The following is a 17,609-nucleotide window of genomic DNA, read 5'->3' as shown; positions in this document are numbered from 1 at the left end:
CTGGTGTAGTTGAATTTGCCCAAGCCCTTGCCGATAAAGGCATCGAAATTTTATCTACCGGCGGCACTGCAAAATTGATGCGCGACAATGGCATCACAGTGACCGACGTTGCGGATTACACTGGTTTTCCTGAAATGATGGATGGCCGCGTTAAGACCTTACACCCTAAAGTTCATGGCGCCATCCTTGGTCGCCGCGGTATGGATGATGACGTCATGCAGGAGCACGGTATCATTGGTATCGATCTGGTTGTGGTTAACCTATATCCATTCGAAAGCACTATTGCTCGTGGCGACGCGACCTTGTCTGATGCGATTGAAAACATCGACATCGGCGGCCCAACCATGGTTCGTTCTGCCGCGAAAAACCATCAGGATGTGACTATCGTCGTTGAAAATGATGACTTCACCGAAGTGGCACGCCAAATCACTGAAAATGGCGGCGTGGATCTACCGACCCGTTTCCGCCTGGCAGCAAAAGCCTTTGCTCATACCGCTCGTTATGACGCGGCTATCTCCAACTATCTTGGCGTGCAGGCAGCTGACGATAACAGCGAATTCCCACCGACTTACTCTGTGCAATACAAGAAAGCACAGGATATGCGTTATGGTGAGAACCCGCATCAAACTGCTGCTTTCTATGTTGAGCACAACCCACAGGAAGCCAGCGTGGCGACTGCCAAACAGATTCAGGGTAAAGAACTATCCTTTAATAATGTAGCCGATACCGATGCTGCACTTGAGTGCGTTAAGAGCTTTGACGAGCCAGCCTGCGTTATCGTAAAACACGCCAACCCATGCGGTGTGGCGATTGCTGACAACATTGGTCAGGCCTATGACTTAGCATTCCAGACCGACCCAACTTCAGCTTTCGGCGGCATTATTGCCTTTAACCGCGAACTGGATGGTGAAACAGCTAAAGCCATCGTTGACCGTCAATTTGTTGAAGTGATTATCGCGCCTAAAGTGTCTGAAGAAGCTAAAGCCGCGGTTGCCAGCAAGCAAAATGTTCGCCTGCTAGAATGTGGCGAATGGTCTGCTCCAGTTGCCGCACATGACTTCAAACGCGTCAATGGCGGCCTGTTAGTGCAAGATCGCGACCTGGGCATGGTTTTTGAAGACGATTTGCGCATCGTCAGCAAGCGTGAGCCAAGCAAAGAAGAAATGCGTGATTTAATGTTCTGCTGGAAAGTGGCCAAATACGTTAAGTCCAATGCGATTGTTTATGCACGCAACGGCCAGACTATTGGCGTTGGTGCCGGCCAGATGAGCCGTGTTTATAGCGCCAAAATCGCAGGCATTAAAGCTGCCGACGAGAACCTTGAAGTTAAGGGCTCTGTGATGGCATCTGACGCTTTCTTCCCATTCCGCGATGGCATTGATGCAGCCGCTGAAGCAGGCATTACTGCAGTGATTCAGCCAGGCGGCTCAATTCGCGATGATGAAATTATTGAAGCAGCCAATGAGCATGGCATGGCCATGGTCTTTACTGGCATGCGTCATTTCCGTCACTAATAGTGTGAGCGATAGGAATTGATATGAACGTATTGATTATTGGTAGCGGTGGCCGCGAACATGCACTGGCATGGAAAGTTGCTCAATCCGCAAAGGTCGACACTGTATTTGTAGCACCGGGTAACGCCGGTATTGCGCTGGAAGATAAAGTGCAGACGGTTGCCATTGGTGGCGAAGACATCCAGAACTTAATCACTTTTGCTAAAGATAATAATGTTGAGCTGACCATTGTCGGCCCGGAAGCTCCGCTGGTCATTGGCGTAGTCGATGCCTTTACTGAAGCAGGTCTTAAATGCTTTGGCCCCACTAAGGGTGCTGCACAGCTGGAAGGCTCAAAAGCTTTCACCAAAGATTTTCTGGCGCGCCACAATATTCCAACGGCCGCTTACCAGAACTTCACTGAAATCGAGCCTGCCAAGGCTTATGTTCGCGAAATGGGTACCCCAATCGTGATCAAGGCTGATGGTCTGGCAGCAGGTAAAGGCGTTATTATTGCGCAAACCATCGAACAGGCCGACGAAGCTATTGACGATATGTTGGCTGGCAACAAGTTTGGCGATGCCGGTCATCGAGTTGTGATTGAAGAATTCCTGCAAGGTGAAGAAGCCAGCTTTATCGTGATGGTTGACGGCAAAAATATTCTGCCATTGGCAACCTCGCAAGATCATAAAGCCCGCGACAATGGCGACACAGGCCCGAATACCGGTGGCATGGGTGCTTACTCCCCGGCTCCTGTGGTCACACCTGAAATGCATGATCGCATCATGCAGCAAGTAATTATTCCGACAGTTGAAGGCATGGCCGCAGAAGGTCATCCTTACACTGGATTTTTGTATGCTGGCGTCATGATTGATGCCAATGGTGTACCAAAGGTTCTGGAATATAACTGTCGCTTTGGTGATCCTGAAACTCAGCCTATCATGAGCCGTTTGCAATCAGACTTGGCTGAACTCTGTTTAGCCGCACTTGATGGCAAACTGGATACCGCTACTGCTGAGTGGGACTCACGCGCGGCAGTAGGCGTGGTGATGGCCGCTGGCGGATACCCAGAAAGCTACAACAAGGGCGATGTTATTCACGGTCTTGATTCAGTTTCTGGCGCTAAAGTGTTCCATGCTGGCACCGCAGAAAAAGAAGGGCAGATTGTGACTAATGGTGGCCGTGTATTATGTGTTGTAGCCCTAGGCGATACAGTCACTGAAGCACAAGCCAAAGCTTACGCCGGGGTTAAACAAATCTCCTGGGATAATGTTTATTACCGCACCGACATCGGTCACAGAGCGATCACTCGCGAACAGGCGAAATAAACCTGATTCATTGACCATTCATCGAAAAGCCTTACACTATGTGTGAGGCTTTTTTTTGCCCGTTTTTCATGGTCATCACGCGGACTGGATTTACTTGATTAAAAAGATTCTAAAATGGACTGCATGGATCAGCGCCTTTCTAGCACTACTGCTGCTGATTGCCTACTGGACTTCGCCCTATTGGGTGCCGGGTCAGTTGGCTAAATTTTTACCACCATCAATCAAACTCGAATCGCTTGATTTAGAACGCCCAGGCCTGACTCGCACCAAAGTCAAACAACTGACGTTGCATCTTGAGGGCGATAGTAATCTCAATTTGGAACTTCACAACACTGAGCTTCGCTATTCTTTGTGGCAACAAAAGTTACAGGGGATCTCTGCTGATAAAGCCATTGTTCGAATTTCTACTTCCAGCAAAGCTCCAAAGGAAAGCGCTTTTCAGCTGCCTGACATAATCACCATTCCACCATTGCCGATCAATCAACTATCCATCAAGCAGCTACAAATCAAAGGGCTCGCCGGGCAAAGCTTTAGCCTGTCGGATATAGAGTTTACATCGGATAACAAAAGGATTGATCTCAGCACTAATGCTGAATGGATGGGGTTAACCGCGCAAATCGAAAGTCAGATTCTACACACTGAACAGCAAGTCACTTCACTTAGTCTTAACGTACAACAGGACAATAATCATTTAACCCTCAAAGCTGCTCCTGCACCCGAAACTAGTTGGCAACTGGCGCTTAATGGCGAAGTCCAAAGGATTCCCTTTATCCAGGTGTACTCAGCGGATCTGGGTACCGTTGTTTTCGATATGGCCGCTAACATCCAGCAAATTGATGCTGAAGAGTTTCAAGTTACTTTAGATGAAGCAAGCAAGCTTGAAATTCCGCTTAATCTTAATCCTTCCTGGTTCGAACAGGAGATCCTCAGTCATGCCAGAGAGCTTGGATTAAGTCTGGACAGTCAGCAGCTCGACAACCACTTCTTGCTCGCTTTCGACGCTCGCCAACAAACTCAACTGGACTTAAACCTTGCTGACAAAATTGTAAAAGCTAACGGTCTTATTGACCTGTCAGTCACTAATTCGAATCTACAATCGACGGCCAGTATTGATGCGGTCCATCTGGATCTGTCTACAACACTTTTCTCGCCACAGCAACAAGCATCAGTCCTGCTCGACCTGTCGCTCAAGCTGCCCACCACCAGCTATCAAACTGGCGATAAGCGCTTTACGCTGACAACTCAATCATTCGCCGCGAATATCAATGGCTCAGCCAATTTAGTTGATGGCAATATCCAGCTTAATAGCCAGCAACTTGATCTTGAACTCGCTAACAGTAGTCTTACAGACAGCGCCTATCATCTTAATCTTCCAGCGCATCAATGGCAGGGCTCAATTGACTGGCAGCAAAAACTTACCCCACCACAGAGTGAGCTAGACAATACTTCGCAAGCCCAACAGGCCAACAAAAATTTTTCCCTGCAATTAGTAAAGCCGATTGATGTAGAACTGGCTTTAGCTGATGAAAATATTAATGCCAGGCAATTAAGTGCTGACGTCAAGCTTGCTAACGACGGTGTTACCCTCAACTACTCGGCCAATCAAGTCTCTTTGACCAAGCAGCCGTTAACTCTGTATGGCATTAAAGGCCAACTTAGCCCAAGCTCTAAGGACAGTTCGTTAAAAGGCGCAATCCAATTTATTCAGGCCAGCTACCTTTCTGACAATATCGCAGTTGACTATGTTAGTGGTAAATTCGACTGGAGGTTACTGGATCGTGTTTTTAGTGCCAAAGGCTCACTGCAGCATTCAACAAATACCATCCCTGCGCGTTATTTTTATAACCTGAAAACAGGTGCTCACAATCTACAGATCGATCGCTCCAGTCTGCCGATGCTAACCTTAAAAAGCTGGACTCCACTGCTAAACGCCTATCCGGCATTGCGAGTGACGAGCGGTGATCTCAATATCAAAACGCTGAGTGGTGATCCGTTGAAACTTCTTTTCGAGGGCGATCTCAGTATTAATGACTTAAGCCTGCTTTACGACAAGCTGGCTCTCAACAATGCCACTATCTCGGATAGCCTCAACAAATCTTCCTCCCTGCAAGGCTCTGTCAAGGCGACCATTGAAAGTATTGAGCTGGCCGCTGGCATCACCATAACTAACCTTGGTTTCACACTGAAGCATACCGCTACGGATTACCGTTTTAAAAATATCACAGGCCAGTTGCTGGGTGGCACCATCGAAATTCCGCGCCTCGATATGCATAAGACTGCAATACAACCATTCAGCCTGCTACTTTCGGGCATTAATTTGCAAAAGCTGCTATCCGCACTCGAAAGCGAGAAGCTGTCGGTCAGTGGGCATTTTGATATCATTCTGCCTCTAGTCATTCAGCCAGACAGTCGTTCAATCACCAATGGCACTTTTATCAGCAAGCAGGCAGGGATTCTGAAACTCAAGTCCGATGGTGGCAAAGATGCCAACATCGCTTTTCAGGCTCTGGAGAATTTTCATTATCAGGAGCTCAGCGGAACCATTGATTACAGCAGCGAAGGCGATTACATCATTACGCTTTATGCTCTTGGTTCTAATCCCGACTTGTATGATGGCTTCCCGATCAAACTGGACTTAACCTTGCGCGGTAATCTGCCGAACCTCTTGTATTCCATGCTGGTAACCGGAGATATGGCAACCCCAGTGCTTGACGATTTAAAACAGAAAGATTTGCTCAAAATTCAGTGATAATTCATGTTATGCTCGTACAATAAGAGTTATCTCAGTTAATAATCTGTGTAAGGAACCGCTATGAAACTCAACGGATTACCAGCTCTCGTGACCACCGCCACTCTGGTTTTATTGGCAACCGGGTGCACGGTTAAGCTGGAAGCCCCAGACAAACCAATCCACATCATTGGTGACTTCACCATTAAGCATGAGATCGTGGTCAAGGTTGAACGTGAATTGGATGAAGCTTTGAGTGAAGACTCAGGCTTATTTTAGGAGAGTTAATGATGAAAAAGTTAAATTACTCAATCATGGCCCTGTTGATCAGCCTACTTTTATCAGCGCAGGCCTTTGCATTGGATATTGGCTCGCTTAAGGATCAGGGTATCGTGGGCGAGATGTCCACTGGCTATGTTGGCATAGTCATCTCCAACCCGACAGCCGAAGTGAAATCTTTTGTGGCTAATATTAACGATAAACGCCGCGATATTTATGCTCAACAGGCTAAGAAGGCTAACATCACCCTGGCCGAAGTTGAGGCGATTGCCGCCAAGCGCAATCTAGAAAAAACCCAGCCAGGTCATTACATCAACATCAATGGAGCCTGGCGTAAAAAATAGCAGTCTAGCCTGTTAGTAAATACCTCTAAGCCTTTGGTTGTGTTTCCACAAGCGAAGGCTTTTCTTTATAAGCGATCCACCAGTTCTTTAACCCGTTAAATTTTTCCTGCCACTGATATCCCGGATGCCTGAAATCCAGATATTCCAATACCGTGATCAGATTGGCGTGTATGGCTGAAAATTCTTTCGGAAGTTCATCTAACCGCTGCTCAAAATATTCCAACCCACGATCAATACTCTTAATGAACCGCTCCTGCCAGAACTCTGAACGCTGCCCAGGTTCACGCATCTTGTCCTGCTGCCAGGCGACGGCCGAATCCAACAGACCACGTGTTAATGAATATAATGTCTTTAGATGCCAATCGTTGTGAATCTCTTTAAACAAACGGGGCCCAGCCAGCGCATCCAGATATTCGCAAATCACCTGACTATCAAAAATGGCCTTGCCTTCATCATCAATCAAACAAGGCACTTTGCACAGCGGATTAGCTTCAATCAACTCAGCAGGGTTTTCAAAAGGATGCTGAAAGACCTCTTCAACCTGCTCGCCTAAACCAAGCTCATGCACAAAGATTCTTGCAGTACGAGCATAGGGCGATGCGGTGGAATATATTAGTTTCATTGTTCTCTCCTTTTGGCTCTAATTAATTGGCTAGAACTGCTCGCCCTTCAGCCCAATTTCTTAATAGCTGCATTTTCTCAGCCATAACCTGTGACAGCGGCCGCGTCGCAGCAATCTCTTTGATCAACGTTTCGTCACATAAAGGCTTGTCATCATAATGAGCGGCATACAAACCAGCGATAACCACCTGCTCAATTTCTGCACCACTAAATCCTTTGCAGACATTAGACAATGCCACTAAGTCAAACTCACTGGCTTGCTGCTTGCGCTTTTCCAGGTGGATGCGAAAAATCTCCTGACGCGATTCATGATCCGGTAAATCCACAAAAAAGATCTCATCCAGACGACCTTTTCGCACCAGTTCGGGCGGCAAAGCAGAAATGTCATTGGCGGTCGCCACAATAAAAATCGGTAGCTTATTTTCCTGCATAAAAGTCAGCATGGTGCCGAGCACACGCTTAGAGGTACCGCCATCATTCTCACCGGTTGAAATGCCCTTCTCGATTTCATCCAGCCATAACACACAGGGCGCCATCATCTCTGCAAGCTTCAATGATTCACGCAGATTCTTTTCACTTTCACCATGCCATTTGCTGTAAAGCGCACCAAAATCGAGTCGCAAAAGAGGCACACCCCACATACCTGCAACAGCTTTGGCGGCCAGTGATTTACCACCACCCTGTACACCAACTAACATGATACCTTTAGGCTTATCCAATCCGATATCACGATCATCTAGAAAAATTTTGCGACGCCGTTCCAGCCAGTTCTTGAGTGCCTGCATGCCACCGACATCTGCGAAGTGGGCGGTTTCATATTCATAGTGCACCGCACCATTAACATCCAACAATTCATAACGGGCACGATTGACCTTGTCCAATTCACAGTCGGTAATGGCACCATCATCATAAATCAAGTTACGGATAATCTGCTGTGCATCACTCAAAGTTAATCCGGTCAGATTTTGCACCAGTCGCTGCATGGTAGCCTTATCAGTTCTGACCTTCTGCCCCTGATTATTGATCGCCCAACGGGTCGCTTCGGCGTGAATCAGTTTTTCAAGTTCTGCATGGCTCGGCAGGCGCAATTCAAATTTTGCTGAAAAACGTCGAATTTCTTCTGGCAGTTTTAACTTATGGCTGACAAAAACGATTGTCTGGTGATATTTCTGAAACTGTAAAGCGATATCTTTGACCAGCCTTACCAGCTCAGGATGCTGCTCATCCAGAAAGGGATGAAAATCATAAAGTACATAGATTCCAGGGCGCTCCATGCGTTTGATGTGTTTAAGACAATCGTCAGGCTTTTGCGTGTTGTCGAGTGGCGCAAAGTGCGAATCAGTCATTTCAACCCGGCGTAAGCCTTCGGTTAGATGCCAACCAAATAGTGGCTTTTTGAGTTTAATGGCTACTTTTGTCAGTAATTCGGTCACTCGGCTTTCTTCATGTGACTCAATAACAATGATGGGATTTTTTGATTCTATTAATATTGCCAGATCGTTTTTTTCTAATGTATCGCCCATGGTTAATAAATTGCCTCTATTTACTTATTATGGCCTTGGTGCCGCAGATTAACTTTTATATGTTTTATCGCTACAATAGCTTTTCTTTGAGCGAATAAGTGTAGCAGATCTATGCGTCAATACAGCTTTTTTGATCGTCTCTGCCTGGTGGCGGATTCAGCGCTGAAAACAACCCGTGGCATCTATGATGCTAAACCACGGCCAAGTCCAGCGCAGGATATTGATGAATCGAAAATGTCCGATCAAGAAAAACGCCATGCCGCCAGTCTGATGCGTATCAATCATACCGGTGAGGTGTGTGCTCAGGCACTATATCAGGGACAGGCACTGACTGCTAAACTTCCCAATGTTCGCGACAAGATGGAACAGGCTGCGCAGGAAGAAGTGGATCACCTGGCCTGGTGCAGCGAACGTATTCATGAGCTTGGCAGTCGGGAAAGTCTGCTTAACCCCTTCTGGTATGCCGGTTCCTTCACCATCGGTGCCTTAGCCGGTATTGCCGGTGACAAGTGGAGTCTCGGCTTTGTCGCTGAAACCGAATATCAGGTCTGTCGACACCTCGACGACCATCTTAAAAAACTGCCTATTCAGGACAGTAAGAGTCGGGTTATCCTGCAGCAGATGCGTGAAGAAGAACTTAAACACGCCACCGTAGCCCTTGAGCATGGTGGAGCAGAACTACCTCATCCAATCAAAGGCGCCATGAGCCTAATGTCTAAGGTGATGACTAGTAGTGTTTATTACGTCTAGCCGACTGATATTACTTTTCTATCATAAAGATTGAAAAATAGACTTGGAAAGTAGTAGCTTTGCCTATATCATGCAAATAACAATCATTCTCATTAAGAGGCGTTTATGACATTCAAGAAATTATTTATCTCACTAGCTGTCGCTAGCTTCGCTGTGGCCTCAGCTCAAGCTACCGATATCAAACATTTCAAAGGTGAAAAGCCAGAAAGCCTAGCCGAGGCCTTTGCCATTCTTGAGAAATACAACCCGCAGCTGGAAAGCTTCATTTCCTCAGAACCCACACCACAGCAGATGGCCGAGATTCATCAAATGACCTACAGCCTGGAAAATGCACTGAAATTCATCGATGACCACCTTGATGAAACTCAGGAAAATCTGGAAAAAGTCCATATCGCCTCAGAAACCATGGAAAAAGAAACGGTTCAGGAAAAAGGCAAGGAATATCTACAGGGAACAAAAGAGTTAGTAGGCAAGTAACCTAACCCTCCTCATAAAAAAGGGTAGCTCATGGCTACCCTTTTTACTTTCTTGTCTTACGATATTTATCTAAAGTTTTGCCCCACATTTTTTGCAAAATTCAGCATCTTCATCGTGTCCTTCATAGGCGCAGGCAGGACAGGCATTGTTGGTCATTCCCTTTTGTCTAATCGCTTCGCGGGTGATTTCTGCGCTGTATATTCCGGTGGGCACAGCGATTAGGCCATAGCCGAGAATCATGATGCAGGATGCCAAGAACTGTCCGACGGGAGTTTGGGGCGATATGTCACCATATCCAACAGTAGTTAAGGTTACGATGGCCCAATAAACCGAAGTTGGAATGCTGCTAAATCCATTTTCAGGCCCTTCGACAACATAGACCAGCGAACCGAATACCACCACCGACATAAGAACTGTGTACAAAAACACACTGATTTTTGCTTTACTATTTCGTAGAGCATTCATCATTAAACTGGCTTCACCCATATAGTTGACCAGCTTAAAGATCCTGAATATTCTCAGCACCCTTAAAATCCGAATTATCAGGAAATATTTAGCGTCTTCAACGATAAGAGTTAGGTAGGTTGGAATTATCGAGAGCAAATCAACCACACCGTAAAAGCTTTTGGCATATTGCAACGGCTTTCGAACACTGATCAAGCGCAAGATATACTCAATGGTGAAAAGAATGGTAAACACCCATTCGGCTGCCAGCAATAAACTACCATATTGTACCGAAATCACTTTAATGCTATCGAGCATCACCGCCAATACACTAATAAAGATGGTAATTATTAAAGCTACGTCAAAAGCCTTTCCTGCAAAGGTATCAGCCTCAAAAATGACTTCGTGAATTTTTTCTCGCCAGGGAGATAAAGGCTCACCTTCATCAAACTTATGCTTACGGTATTTTAAATGTGGCGTCATTAATTGTTCCTGCTACGTCATTCACTTCAGTGCTTAAAATATGATTCTAATCAATTATGACTTTTAGTCATAGGTGATATGTAATAACTATATTTAGCACTTCCTAATTTAAAGTCAGCCCATTGTGCACGGCTTATCATTATTTTATGTAAGGTTTTTCCTATTGATTTTATTAATATTTGTAACTTTTCCACGGTTTCATTCTCTATAACTCTAATTATAATAAAGGCTAATTCTTTTCATGTGATTTTCACAGGCAAAGGTGTAAAAATAGGTGATTTAGACGTCTAAACAGTGTAAAATCCGCCTACTTTTTGACCAGCATTTCAGTGTTGCAATGTCAGTGTTGTCAGGTTGGTTTTTCACTTTAGTTTTAATAAAAGGTAACTAAGTAGAAATGAGCAATTATTCCGTATTCACGTCGGAGTCCGTTTCCGAAGGACATCCAGACAAAATTGCCGATCAAATCTCCGATGCAGTTCTCGATGCAATCCTAGCACAAGATACTAATGCTCGCGTTGCCGTGGAGACCATGGTAAAAACCGGCATGGTTCTTGTTGCCGGTGAAGTCGCAACTTCAGCATGGGTTGATATAGAAGAGCTGGCTCGTAATACCATCAAGCAGATAGGTTATAACAGCTCTGAAATGGGGTTCGACTGGGAGTCCTGCGCGGTCCTGAACGCTATCGGCAAGCAAAGCCCGGATATTGCTCAAGGTGTTGACCGAGATGACCCTGAAGCACAAGGCGCTGGCGACCAAGGCTTAATGTTTGGTTATGCAAGCAACGAAACTGACGTGCTAATGCCAGCTCCTATCACCTACTCGCATCGTTTGGTGCAAAAGCAGGCTGAGCTGCGTAAAAATGGTACTCTAGCCTGGTTACGCCCAGATGCTAAAAGCCAGCTGACTTTCCGTTACGAAAATGACAAGCCCGTCGGTATTGATGCGGTAGTCCTGTCGACTCAACACAACCCTGATATCTCGCAAAAAGATTTGCAGGAAGCTGTGATCGAAGAAATCATCAAGCCGGTGCTTCCAGCCGAATGGATCAGCGACAAAACTAAGTACTTCGTTAACCCAACCGGTAAATTCGTTATCGGCGGTCCAATGGGCGACTGCGGTTTGACGGGCCGCAAAATTATCGTTGATACCTATGGCGGCATGGCGCGTCACGGTGGCGGAGCTTTCTCTGGTAAAGACCCGTCAAAAGTTGACCGCAGCGCAGCTTATGCAGGTCGCTACGTTGCCAAGAATATTGTGGCTGCTGGTCTTGCTGATCGTTGCGAAATTCAGGTTTCTTACGCGATTGGTGTTGCTGAGCCAACGTCTATAAGCATTAATACCTTTGGTACTGGCAAAATCAGCGAAGATAAACTGGTAGAGCTGGTTCGCGAGCACTTTGATCTGCGTCCACGCGGCTTAACCAAGATGCTGAATTTGCTACAGCCAATTTATCAGGCTACAGCGGCTTATGGACACTTTGGCCGTACTGAAGACAGCTTTACCTGGGAAAAAACGGATAAAGCCGAAGCCTTGCGCGCTGCTGCTGGCCTATAATTTATTCACTTTTACACTCACTCTATGGCTCTTTCACTAACACTGGTTCAGAACCTGTTGCGGAAGAGCCACACAAATTGGGAACATTATGACTGACCACATCATTAAAGATATTGCTCTAGCCGATTGGGGCCACAAAGAAATTGATATCGCAAAAAGCGAAATGCCTGGCTTAATGGCAATTCGCGAAGAATATGGTTCAGAACAACCTCTAAAGGGCGCTCGTATTGCGGGCTCTCTACACATGACCATCCAGACTGCCATGTTGATTGAAACATTAGTTTCACTTGGCGCTGAAGTTCGTTGGGCATCTTGTAATATTTATTCCACTCAGGACCATGCTGCTGCAGCAATTGCTGATCAGGGCATTCCTGTTTTTGCTTATAAAGGCGAAACTTTGGATGAGTATTGGGAATATACACACCACATCATGGAATGGCATGATGGCGGCTCACCAAACATGATTCTTGACGATGGTGGCGATGCCACCACTCTGCTAATTCTAGGTACCCGTGCTGAAAAAGATATCTCAGTTTTAGATAACCCTAAAAGTGAAGAAGAAGTTGCATTATTCAAAGCAATCAAAGTAAAGCTTTCTGAAGACAGTAACTTCTATTCACGTACTCTAGCCAATATCCAAGGTGTTACCGAAGAAACCACTACAGGTGTTGCTCGCTTGTATCAAATGAAGAAACGTGGCGAACTTCCTTTCCCAGCAATTAATGTTAATGACTCAGTAACCAAGTCTAAATTCGATAATTTATACGGTTGTCGTGAGTCGCTAGTCGATGGCATTAAGCGTGCAACCGATGTCATGATCGCCGGGAAAATTTCTATTGTTTGTGGTTACGGTGATGTGGGTAAAGGTTCTGCACAATCGCTGCGTGGTTTAGGCGCGACGGTATGGGTCACAGAAATCGACCCAATCTGTGCATTACAGGCCGCAATGGAAGGTTTCCGCGTGGTTAACCTTGAAGATCCTAACGTGGTTGAGCAGGCTGATATTTTTGTAACCGCAACTGGTAACTACGACATCATTCGCCATGAACATATGGTTCGTATGAAAGATCAGGCTATCGTTTGTAATATTGGCCACTTTGATAACGAAATCGACGTTGCCAGTCTGGAAAAATACGAGTGGATTAACATTAAAGAACAGGTTGATCAAATCAAGTTCCCTGATGGTAAACGCATTACATTATTAGCAAAAGGCCGCCTGGTAAACCTTGGTTGTGCAACAGGCCACCCAAGCTTCGTTATGTCGAACTCTTTCACCAACCAGGTGTTGGCTCAAATTGAGCTGTGGAAGAATGGCGATAAGTACGACAATGATGTTTATATCTTACCAAAGCATCTTGATGAAAAAGTTGCTAAGCTTCACCTGGAAAGAATTGGTGCTCGCTTAACGACACTCCGTCAGGATCAGGCAGATTACATTAACGTACCGGTTGAAGGTCCTTACAAACCCGAGCATTATCGTTATTAATCAGTGGCCTGGTAGTACTTTAAGAAAGCCGGCAATTGCCGGCTTTCTTATGTCTGGCTTTAGTGACTCGCTATGAACTTTTAACTTATGTGCAATAAAAATATCCCAATCAAAGACTCTCAAAGTTTAACGCTTAAGTTGTCTTCATCTTCCTCAACCCCAACTAACAGCTCAAATGTCTGGGAGATTAGACCAATATTAAAGATCATGATAATCGTTGTGTAAATCGAACTGATAATTTGACTCATCAAGCTGTAGTCTAATAAATACAGAGGCAATATTATTAAGGTTGGGAGCACTCCTAACAATATGAATATTTCTAGGCGATAGTCTTTAGTGATATGAAATGCTTCTTTAATACTTAACGATCTATCAATAGCTACAGCTGGTAAAACCAAAACGAATCTTGAAAATACATATATGACTAAGACTATTGCTAGAAGCTGCCCAATATAGGGTATAAACACGGCCATTTTGGCTAAGGTAGTGAAAAACCCAATAATAAACAAATAGCCAATATACTTACATTCGCGGAACTTTAGTCTGAGATTCCCCAACGACTGGTTTGCCCCTTTTCCAATAAGATTCAGCCTATGTATACCGATACAAAATATTGAATAGATATAGATATTAAGAACAATTCCAGCTAATAACAATATTCTACTTTCAGACTTTAATAACCAAACCTCAATTATAAGAAAACATGCAACCGGCAGGTATGACAACCTTAAGAAAGCAATTTTATTACTCTTTATAGTAGACAACGTTGATGATAACACCCTACTAATAAGCATTTTATTTCCTTAGTGTTATTCTATTTTGGTGCCATTCTAATATAAGCCACTTCAGTTTGCAGTTCATAATAACTACGATCCTTTGAGACTTCTACTCAAATGCGCGATAATAGCGCCATCATTTTTCAATGGTTTCAAACTATCTCTATGGATAACGCTTCCCTAAAAAAACGTGACTTAGCCGTTCTTTGGCATCCCTGCAGTCAGATGAAAGATTATGAGCGCTACCCTATGACACCGATTAAACGCGGTGATGGCGTGTACTTAGAAGATTATGATGGTAATCGCTACATTGATGCAGTCAGCTCCTGGTGGGTCAATCTATTTGGCCACAGCAATCCTATCATTGCCAACGCTATGAAAGAGCAGGTCGATAAGCTGGAGCATGTGATTTTTGCTGGCTTTACTCATGAGCCAGCAATCGACTTGGCCGAACAACTGGTGGCTATGACCCCCGAAGGGTTAGATCGTGTTTTCTACGGTGAGAATGGTTCTTCGGCCGTCGAAATTGCCTTAAAGATGAGTCTGCACTACTGGCAGTTAGCGGGTAAACCCGAGAAAACCCAGTTTATCGCTTTAGAAAGTGGTTATCATGGCGAAACCACTGGTGCGCTTGCAGTTTCTGATCTCGGTTTATATAAGGCTCCATACAAGCCACTTATGTTCGATGTTATGACCGCACCTTCGCCGGATTGCTTTTATCGCGAAGAAGGCGAGAGTTGGCATGATTATTCTTTGCGTCAATTTGAGAAGATGCGTGATCTGGTTGAACGAGAACATCAAAATGTCGCTGCCATTATCGTTGAGCCGCTGGTTCAATGTGCTTCCGGCATGCGTATGTATCATCCTGTATATCTCACCGAATTGCGCAAACTGTGTGATGAATTTGATGTGCATTTAATTGCTGATGAAATCGCTGTTGGTTTTGGCCGTACAGGGACTCTATTTGCCTGTGAGCAGGCTGATATCAGCCCCGACTTTATGTGTGTTTCAAAAGGCCTGACTGCAGGATTTTTACCGCTGTCTGCCATGCTGACGCGTGAATCCATTTTCCAGGCTTTCTACGATGACTATGAAAAGCTTACCGCTTTTCTACATTCGCACAGTTATACCGGCTACGCTACCGGTTGCGCTGTAGCCAAAGCGACTCTGGACATTTTTCAGAGTCAGCCGATTATTGAAAACAATAAGGTGTTAGCTCAGCACATGTCGCAAGCCACAGCCCACTTCACCGATCACCCCAATATCGCTGAAGTTCGTCAAACCGGCATGATTCTTGCCGCTGAAATGGTTCAGGATAAGAAGTCTCGCACACCATACGACTGGAAAGAGCGTCGCGGTATGCGTGTCTATGAGCATGCTCTGTCACAGGGTGCACTACTACGCCCTCTTGGTAATGTGGTCTATTTCATGCCGCCCTATGTCATCACGCCGGAAGAGATAGACAAGCTGGCTGATATTGCCTGGCAAGGTATCCAGTTGGCCACTAAGGATTAAAGATGCGTATCCCTCGTATCTTCACCTCACAGGATTTATCTACCCCACTTCAGGTTCAGCTTGCAAAAGATGCTGCCAATCACGTCAGCCGTGTTTTGCGTATGAGCAAAGGACAACAAATAGAACTGTTTAATGGAGATGGCCACAGTTACATAGGTACGCTTACGACAGTCGATCGCACCCAGGTTTCTGTTGAAATCAAAGAAGTTTTACACGGCGATAACGAATCTCCCCTGACTATTCATTTGTATCAGGGAGTTTCTCGTGGCGATAAAATGGACCTTACGTTGCAGAAAGGTGTCGAGTTAGGTGTGCAACAATTCACGCCTCTTATCACAGAACGTTGCGGTGTAAAGCTGGACGAAAAGCGCTGGCAAAAGAAGCACGAACACTGGCAGAAGGTTATCGAAAGCGCCTGTGAGCAGTGTGGACGCAACATCATACCAACACTTCATCCAGCGATTAAATTGCAGGCGGCACTTGAGCAGCTCACCAGTAACAGTTTTTTTATGCATCCTGACGCCAGCGATAGCTTCAAATCAATTAACGCTGACACCCAGTCAGAACTTCAGTTATGGGTTGGCCCGGAGGGTGGTTTCAGTGACGAAGAAATTAACTGGGTAGAAACACATGGCTGCAAACCTGTTAGACTTGGGCCAAGAGTTCTAAGAACAGAAACGGCAGCCTTAGCTGCCGTTGCGGTTATGAATAGCGTCTGGGGAGACTTTTGATATCAGGCTCGCTCTGCAAGCATCGTTTCAATCAGATCCAAATCAGGTACGAGCGCTTTACGTCCTTCAAGATCCGCCCAGGCTTTAACACCTTTTGGCAACTCTTCATCGAGCATCTGGCTGTTGTTTTCATCAACCGGAACCAAGCGAGGAATTCCCTGTACCATAATCGCGATATAAGGTATTTCCTGGTTGCCATTCAATGTATAAACAATAGCAATGCGTGAGCGGCGCAGTTCACCAAGATCTTTTCTGCCCTGCACCCTTTCCAGCGAAACCACCGGAATTCTGATATTTCGCCAGACGATTTGTCCAATATGCCAGTCATCGCTCGACTCAGCATCCTCCATCAGATCCACATTCATGAAAGGAACAATTTCTGCAACCGTTGCATTAGGTAACAACAAGCTGTTCTCTATCATTGGAATCAAAAAGCTATAAACATCTTTTACTGTGTCGGTCATGCTTTCTCTCACGCGTATTGGTCAACTGGAAATAATGCTTCCAACAGAATAACCAGTTGTTCGGCCAAACCGGCAGGGTCATCTTTGTAAGTCACTTTTCCCGTTTTAATCATACTTTCAGGCATTGATGACTGAATGCAACTTTCAACAGTCTGACACCAGATATCAACCCCACTCTCGGTCAGCAAATCAGCATTTGCTGAACCATCATCACCCATACCACTAAAAATGATTGCTAACTTTTCTACATCCTTTAGCTCAAGTGATTCGGCAAATAATTCGTTAATATTTGGAGCATAAGGCTTGCTCCACTCTTCATCAATAATAATGATCTTACCCTGCACTACAAAACTGATTTTCCTATCAATTGGTGCGATATACAGCTTGCCAGGCTTTATGTCCTTATACTGATCAATTATTTCAGCATCAATAAAAGCATGCTCATTGAGCATTGCTTGTAAACTCGGCAGTGACCCTTCATTAATGTGGTTTGCCAGAACAAAACAAACCGGTAACGGCTTATCGGGCAAGGCATCAATAAAAGCCTTTACTGCTGCTGGCCCACCGGTTGAGGCAGCCAACAGCACCAACATTGTATTCATTACAGTT

At 45.2% G+C, this 17,609-nt stretch carries 16 protein-coding genes; 11 read left to right on the top strand and 5 right to left on the bottom strand.

Annotated features, from left to right (window positions below):
• From purH to HUJ19_RS01820, 5 genes are all read left to right on the top strand, one after another.
• Positions 1–1,514, top strand: a 1,514-nt coding sequence (gene purH / locus HUJ19_RS01840; RefSeq protein WP_290621889.1) for a bifunctional phosphoribosylaminoimidazolecarboxamide formyltransferase/IMP cyclohydrolase, incomplete at its 5' end; no start/stop codon positions are given.
• A gap of 23 nt (positions 1,515–1,537) precedes the next feature.
• A complete protein-coding gene (gene purD / locus HUJ19_RS01835; protein ID WP_290621887.1) occupies positions 1,538–2,821 on the top strand; it encodes a phosphoribosylamine--glycine ligase in 1,284 nt (427 codons plus the stop codon).
• 94 nt (positions 2,822–2,915) lie between these two features.
• Entirely contained in the window at positions 2,916–5,570 is a 2,655-nt protein-coding gene (locus tag HUJ19_RS01830; RefSeq protein ID WP_290621886.1) for a YdbH domain-containing protein, read from the top strand.
• 63 nt (positions 5,571–5,633) lie between these two features.
• Positions 5,634–5,828 carry a YnbE family lipoprotein gene (locus tag HUJ19_RS01825; protein ID WP_290621885.1) on the top strand — a complete coding sequence of 65 codons (195 nt, stop codon included), beginning with the start codon at positions 5,634–5,636 and terminating at the stop codon, positions 5,826–5,828.
• Between the two features lie 8 nt (positions 5,829–5,836).
• Positions 5,837–6,172 carry a YdbL family protein gene (locus HUJ19_RS01820; RefSeq protein ID WP_290621884.1) on the top strand — a complete coding sequence of 112 codons (336 nt, stop codon included), beginning with the start codon at positions 5,837–5,839 and terminating at the stop codon, positions 6,170–6,172.
• Between the two features lie 25 nt (positions 6,173–6,197).
• Here the strand turns inward: HUJ19_RS01820 and HUJ19_RS01815 are convergent, their stop codons facing one another.
• Both HUJ19_RS01815 and HUJ19_RS01810 read right to left on the bottom strand, forming a co-directional pair.
• On the bottom strand, positions 6,198–6,794 hold the full coding sequence (locus HUJ19_RS01815) for a glutathione S-transferase N-terminal domain-containing protein (RefSeq protein WP_290621882.1): 597 nt from the start codon (positions 6,792–6,794) through the stop codon (positions 6,198–6,200).
• A gap of 22 nt (positions 6,795–6,816) precedes the next feature.
• Positions 6,817–8,316: an AAA family ATPase gene (locus HUJ19_RS01810; RefSeq protein WP_290621880.1), complete on the bottom strand. Its 1,500-nt coding sequence runs from the start codon at positions 8,314–8,316 to the stop codon at positions 6,817–6,819.
• A 111-nt stretch (positions 8,317–8,427) separates the two neighbouring features.
• On the opposite strand from HUJ19_RS01810, the gene coq7 reads away from it, so the two are divergent.
• Positions 8,428–9,066 (top strand): 2-polyprenyl-3-methyl-6-methoxy-1,4-benzoquinone monooxygenase, encoded by a 639-nt coding sequence (gene coq7, locus HUJ19_RS01805; protein ID WP_290621878.1) that lies wholly within the window; start codon positions 8,428–8,430, stop codon positions 9,064–9,066.
• 105 nt (positions 9,067–9,171) lie between these two features.
• Positions 9,172–9,543: a DUF6746 family protein gene (locus HUJ19_RS01800; RefSeq protein WP_290621877.1), complete on the top strand. Its 372-nt coding sequence runs from the start codon at positions 9,172–9,174 to the stop codon at positions 9,541–9,543.
• A gap of 69 nt (positions 9,544–9,612) precedes the next feature.
• Here the strand turns inward: HUJ19_RS01800 and HUJ19_RS01795 are convergent, their stop codons facing one another.
• Positions 9,613–10,470, bottom strand: coding sequence for an ion transporter (locus HUJ19_RS01795; RefSeq protein WP_290621876.1), 858 nt, complete (start codon positions 10,468–10,470; stop codon positions 9,613–9,615).
• A 397-nt stretch (positions 10,471–10,867) separates the two neighbouring features.
• Between HUJ19_RS01795 and metK the strand changes: the two genes are divergently transcribed.
• The 4 genes from metK to HUJ19_RS01775 all read left to right on the top strand — a co-directional run bounded on the left by metK (position 10,868) and on the right by HUJ19_RS01775 (position 16,536).
• Complete coding sequence (gene metK / locus HUJ19_RS01790) at positions 10,868–12,028, top strand: methionine adenosyltransferase (RefSeq protein ID WP_290621875.1); 1,161 nt, start codon at positions 10,868–10,870, stop codon at positions 12,026–12,028.
• A gap of 88 nt (positions 12,029–12,116) precedes the next feature.
• Entirely contained in the window at positions 12,117–13,514 is a 1,398-nt protein-coding gene (gene ahcY / locus HUJ19_RS01785; RefSeq protein ID WP_290621874.1) for an adenosylhomocysteinase, read from the top strand.
• A gap of 941 nt (positions 13,515–14,455) precedes the next feature.
• The gene (locus HUJ19_RS01780) at positions 14,456–15,805 is read left to right on the top strand and encodes an adenosylmethionine--8-amino-7-oxononanoate transaminase (RefSeq protein ID WP_367273951.1); all 1,350 of its coding nucleotides are present in this window, start codon (positions 14,456–14,458) and stop codon (positions 15,803–15,805) included.
• Between the two features lie 2 nt (positions 15,806–15,807).
• A complete protein-coding gene (locus HUJ19_RS01775; protein WP_290621871.1) occupies positions 15,808–16,536 on the top strand; it encodes a 16S rRNA (uracil(1498)-N(3))-methyltransferase in 729 nt (242 codons plus the stop codon).
• 2 nt (positions 16,537–16,538) lie between these two features.
• Here HUJ19_RS01775 and HUJ19_RS01770 read toward each other — a convergent pair whose 3' ends face one another.
• A complete protein-coding gene (locus HUJ19_RS01770) occupies positions 16,539–17,000 on the bottom strand; it encodes a chemotaxis protein CheW (RefSeq protein WP_290621870.1) in 462 nt (153 codons plus the stop codon).
• An 8-nt stretch (positions 17,001–17,008) separates the two neighbouring features.
• Positions 17,009–17,602 carry a chemotaxis protein CheB gene (locus tag HUJ19_RS01765; RefSeq protein WP_290621868.1) on the bottom strand — a complete coding sequence of 198 codons (594 nt, stop codon included), beginning with the start codon at positions 17,600–17,602 and terminating at the stop codon, positions 17,009–17,011.
• Positions 17,603–17,609: the final 7 nt, after the last annotated feature.

The sequence above is a fragment of the Kangiella sp. genome (assembly GCF_014762745.1).
Lineage (GTDB): Bacteria > Pseudomonadota > Gammaproteobacteria > Enterobacterales > Kangiellaceae > Kangiella.
Note: the sequence above shows the minus strand (reverse complement) of the source record. Positions and strands in the feature narration are given on the sequence as shown.

Bases quoted from the DNA above. Each gene is read 5' to 3' on its own strand.
- ahcY (WP_290621874.1), top strand. From the start codon at position 12,117: ATGACTGACCACATCATTAAAGATATTGCTCTAGCCGATTGGGGCCAC.
- HUJ19_RS01810 (WP_290621880.1), bottom strand. From the start codon at position 8,316: ATGGGCGATACATTAGAAAAAAACGATCTGGCAATATTAATAGAATCA.
- HUJ19_RS01770 (WP_290621870.1), bottom strand. From the start codon at position 17,000: ATGACCGACACAGTAAAAGATGTTTATAGCTTTTTGATTCCAATGATA.
- HUJ19_RS01825 (WP_290621885.1), top strand. From the start codon at position 5,634: ATGAAACTCAACGGATTACCAGCTCTCGTGACCACCGCCACTCTGGTT.
- purD (WP_290621887.1), top strand. From the start codon at position 1,538: ATGAACGTATTGATTATTGGTAGCGGTGGCCGCGAACATGCACTGGCA.
- HUJ19_RS01765 (WP_290621868.1), bottom strand. From the start codon at position 17,602: ATGAATACAATGTTGGTGCTGTTGGCTGCCTCAACCGGTGGGCCAGCA.
- HUJ19_RS01820 (WP_290621884.1), top strand. From the start codon at position 5,837: ATGATGAAAAAGTTAAATTACTCAATCATGGCCCTGTTGATCAGCCTA.
- HUJ19_RS01800 (WP_290621877.1), top strand. From the start codon at position 9,172: ATGACATTCAAGAAATTATTTATCTCACTAGCTGTCGCTAGCTTCGCT.
- coq7 (WP_290621878.1), top strand. From the start codon at position 8,428: ATGCGTCAATACAGCTTTTTTGATCGTCTCTGCCTGGTGGCGGATTCA.
- HUJ19_RS01780 (WP_367273951.1), top strand. From the start codon at position 14,456: ATGGATAACGCTTCCCTAAAAAAACGTGACTTAGCCGTTCTTTGGCAT.
- HUJ19_RS01815 (WP_290621882.1), bottom strand. From the start codon at position 6,794: ATGAAACTAATATATTCCACCGCATCGCCCTATGCTCGTACTGCAAGA.
- metK (WP_290621875.1), top strand. From the start codon at position 10,868: ATGAGCAATTATTCCGTATTCACGTCGGAGTCCGTTTCCGAAGGACAT.
- HUJ19_RS01795 (WP_290621876.1), bottom strand. From the start codon at position 10,470: ATGACGCCACATTTAAAATACCGTAAGCATAAGTTTGATGAAGGTGAG.
- HUJ19_RS01775 (WP_290621871.1), top strand. From the start codon at position 15,808: ATGCGTATCCCTCGTATCTTCACCTCACAGGATTTATCTACCCCACTT.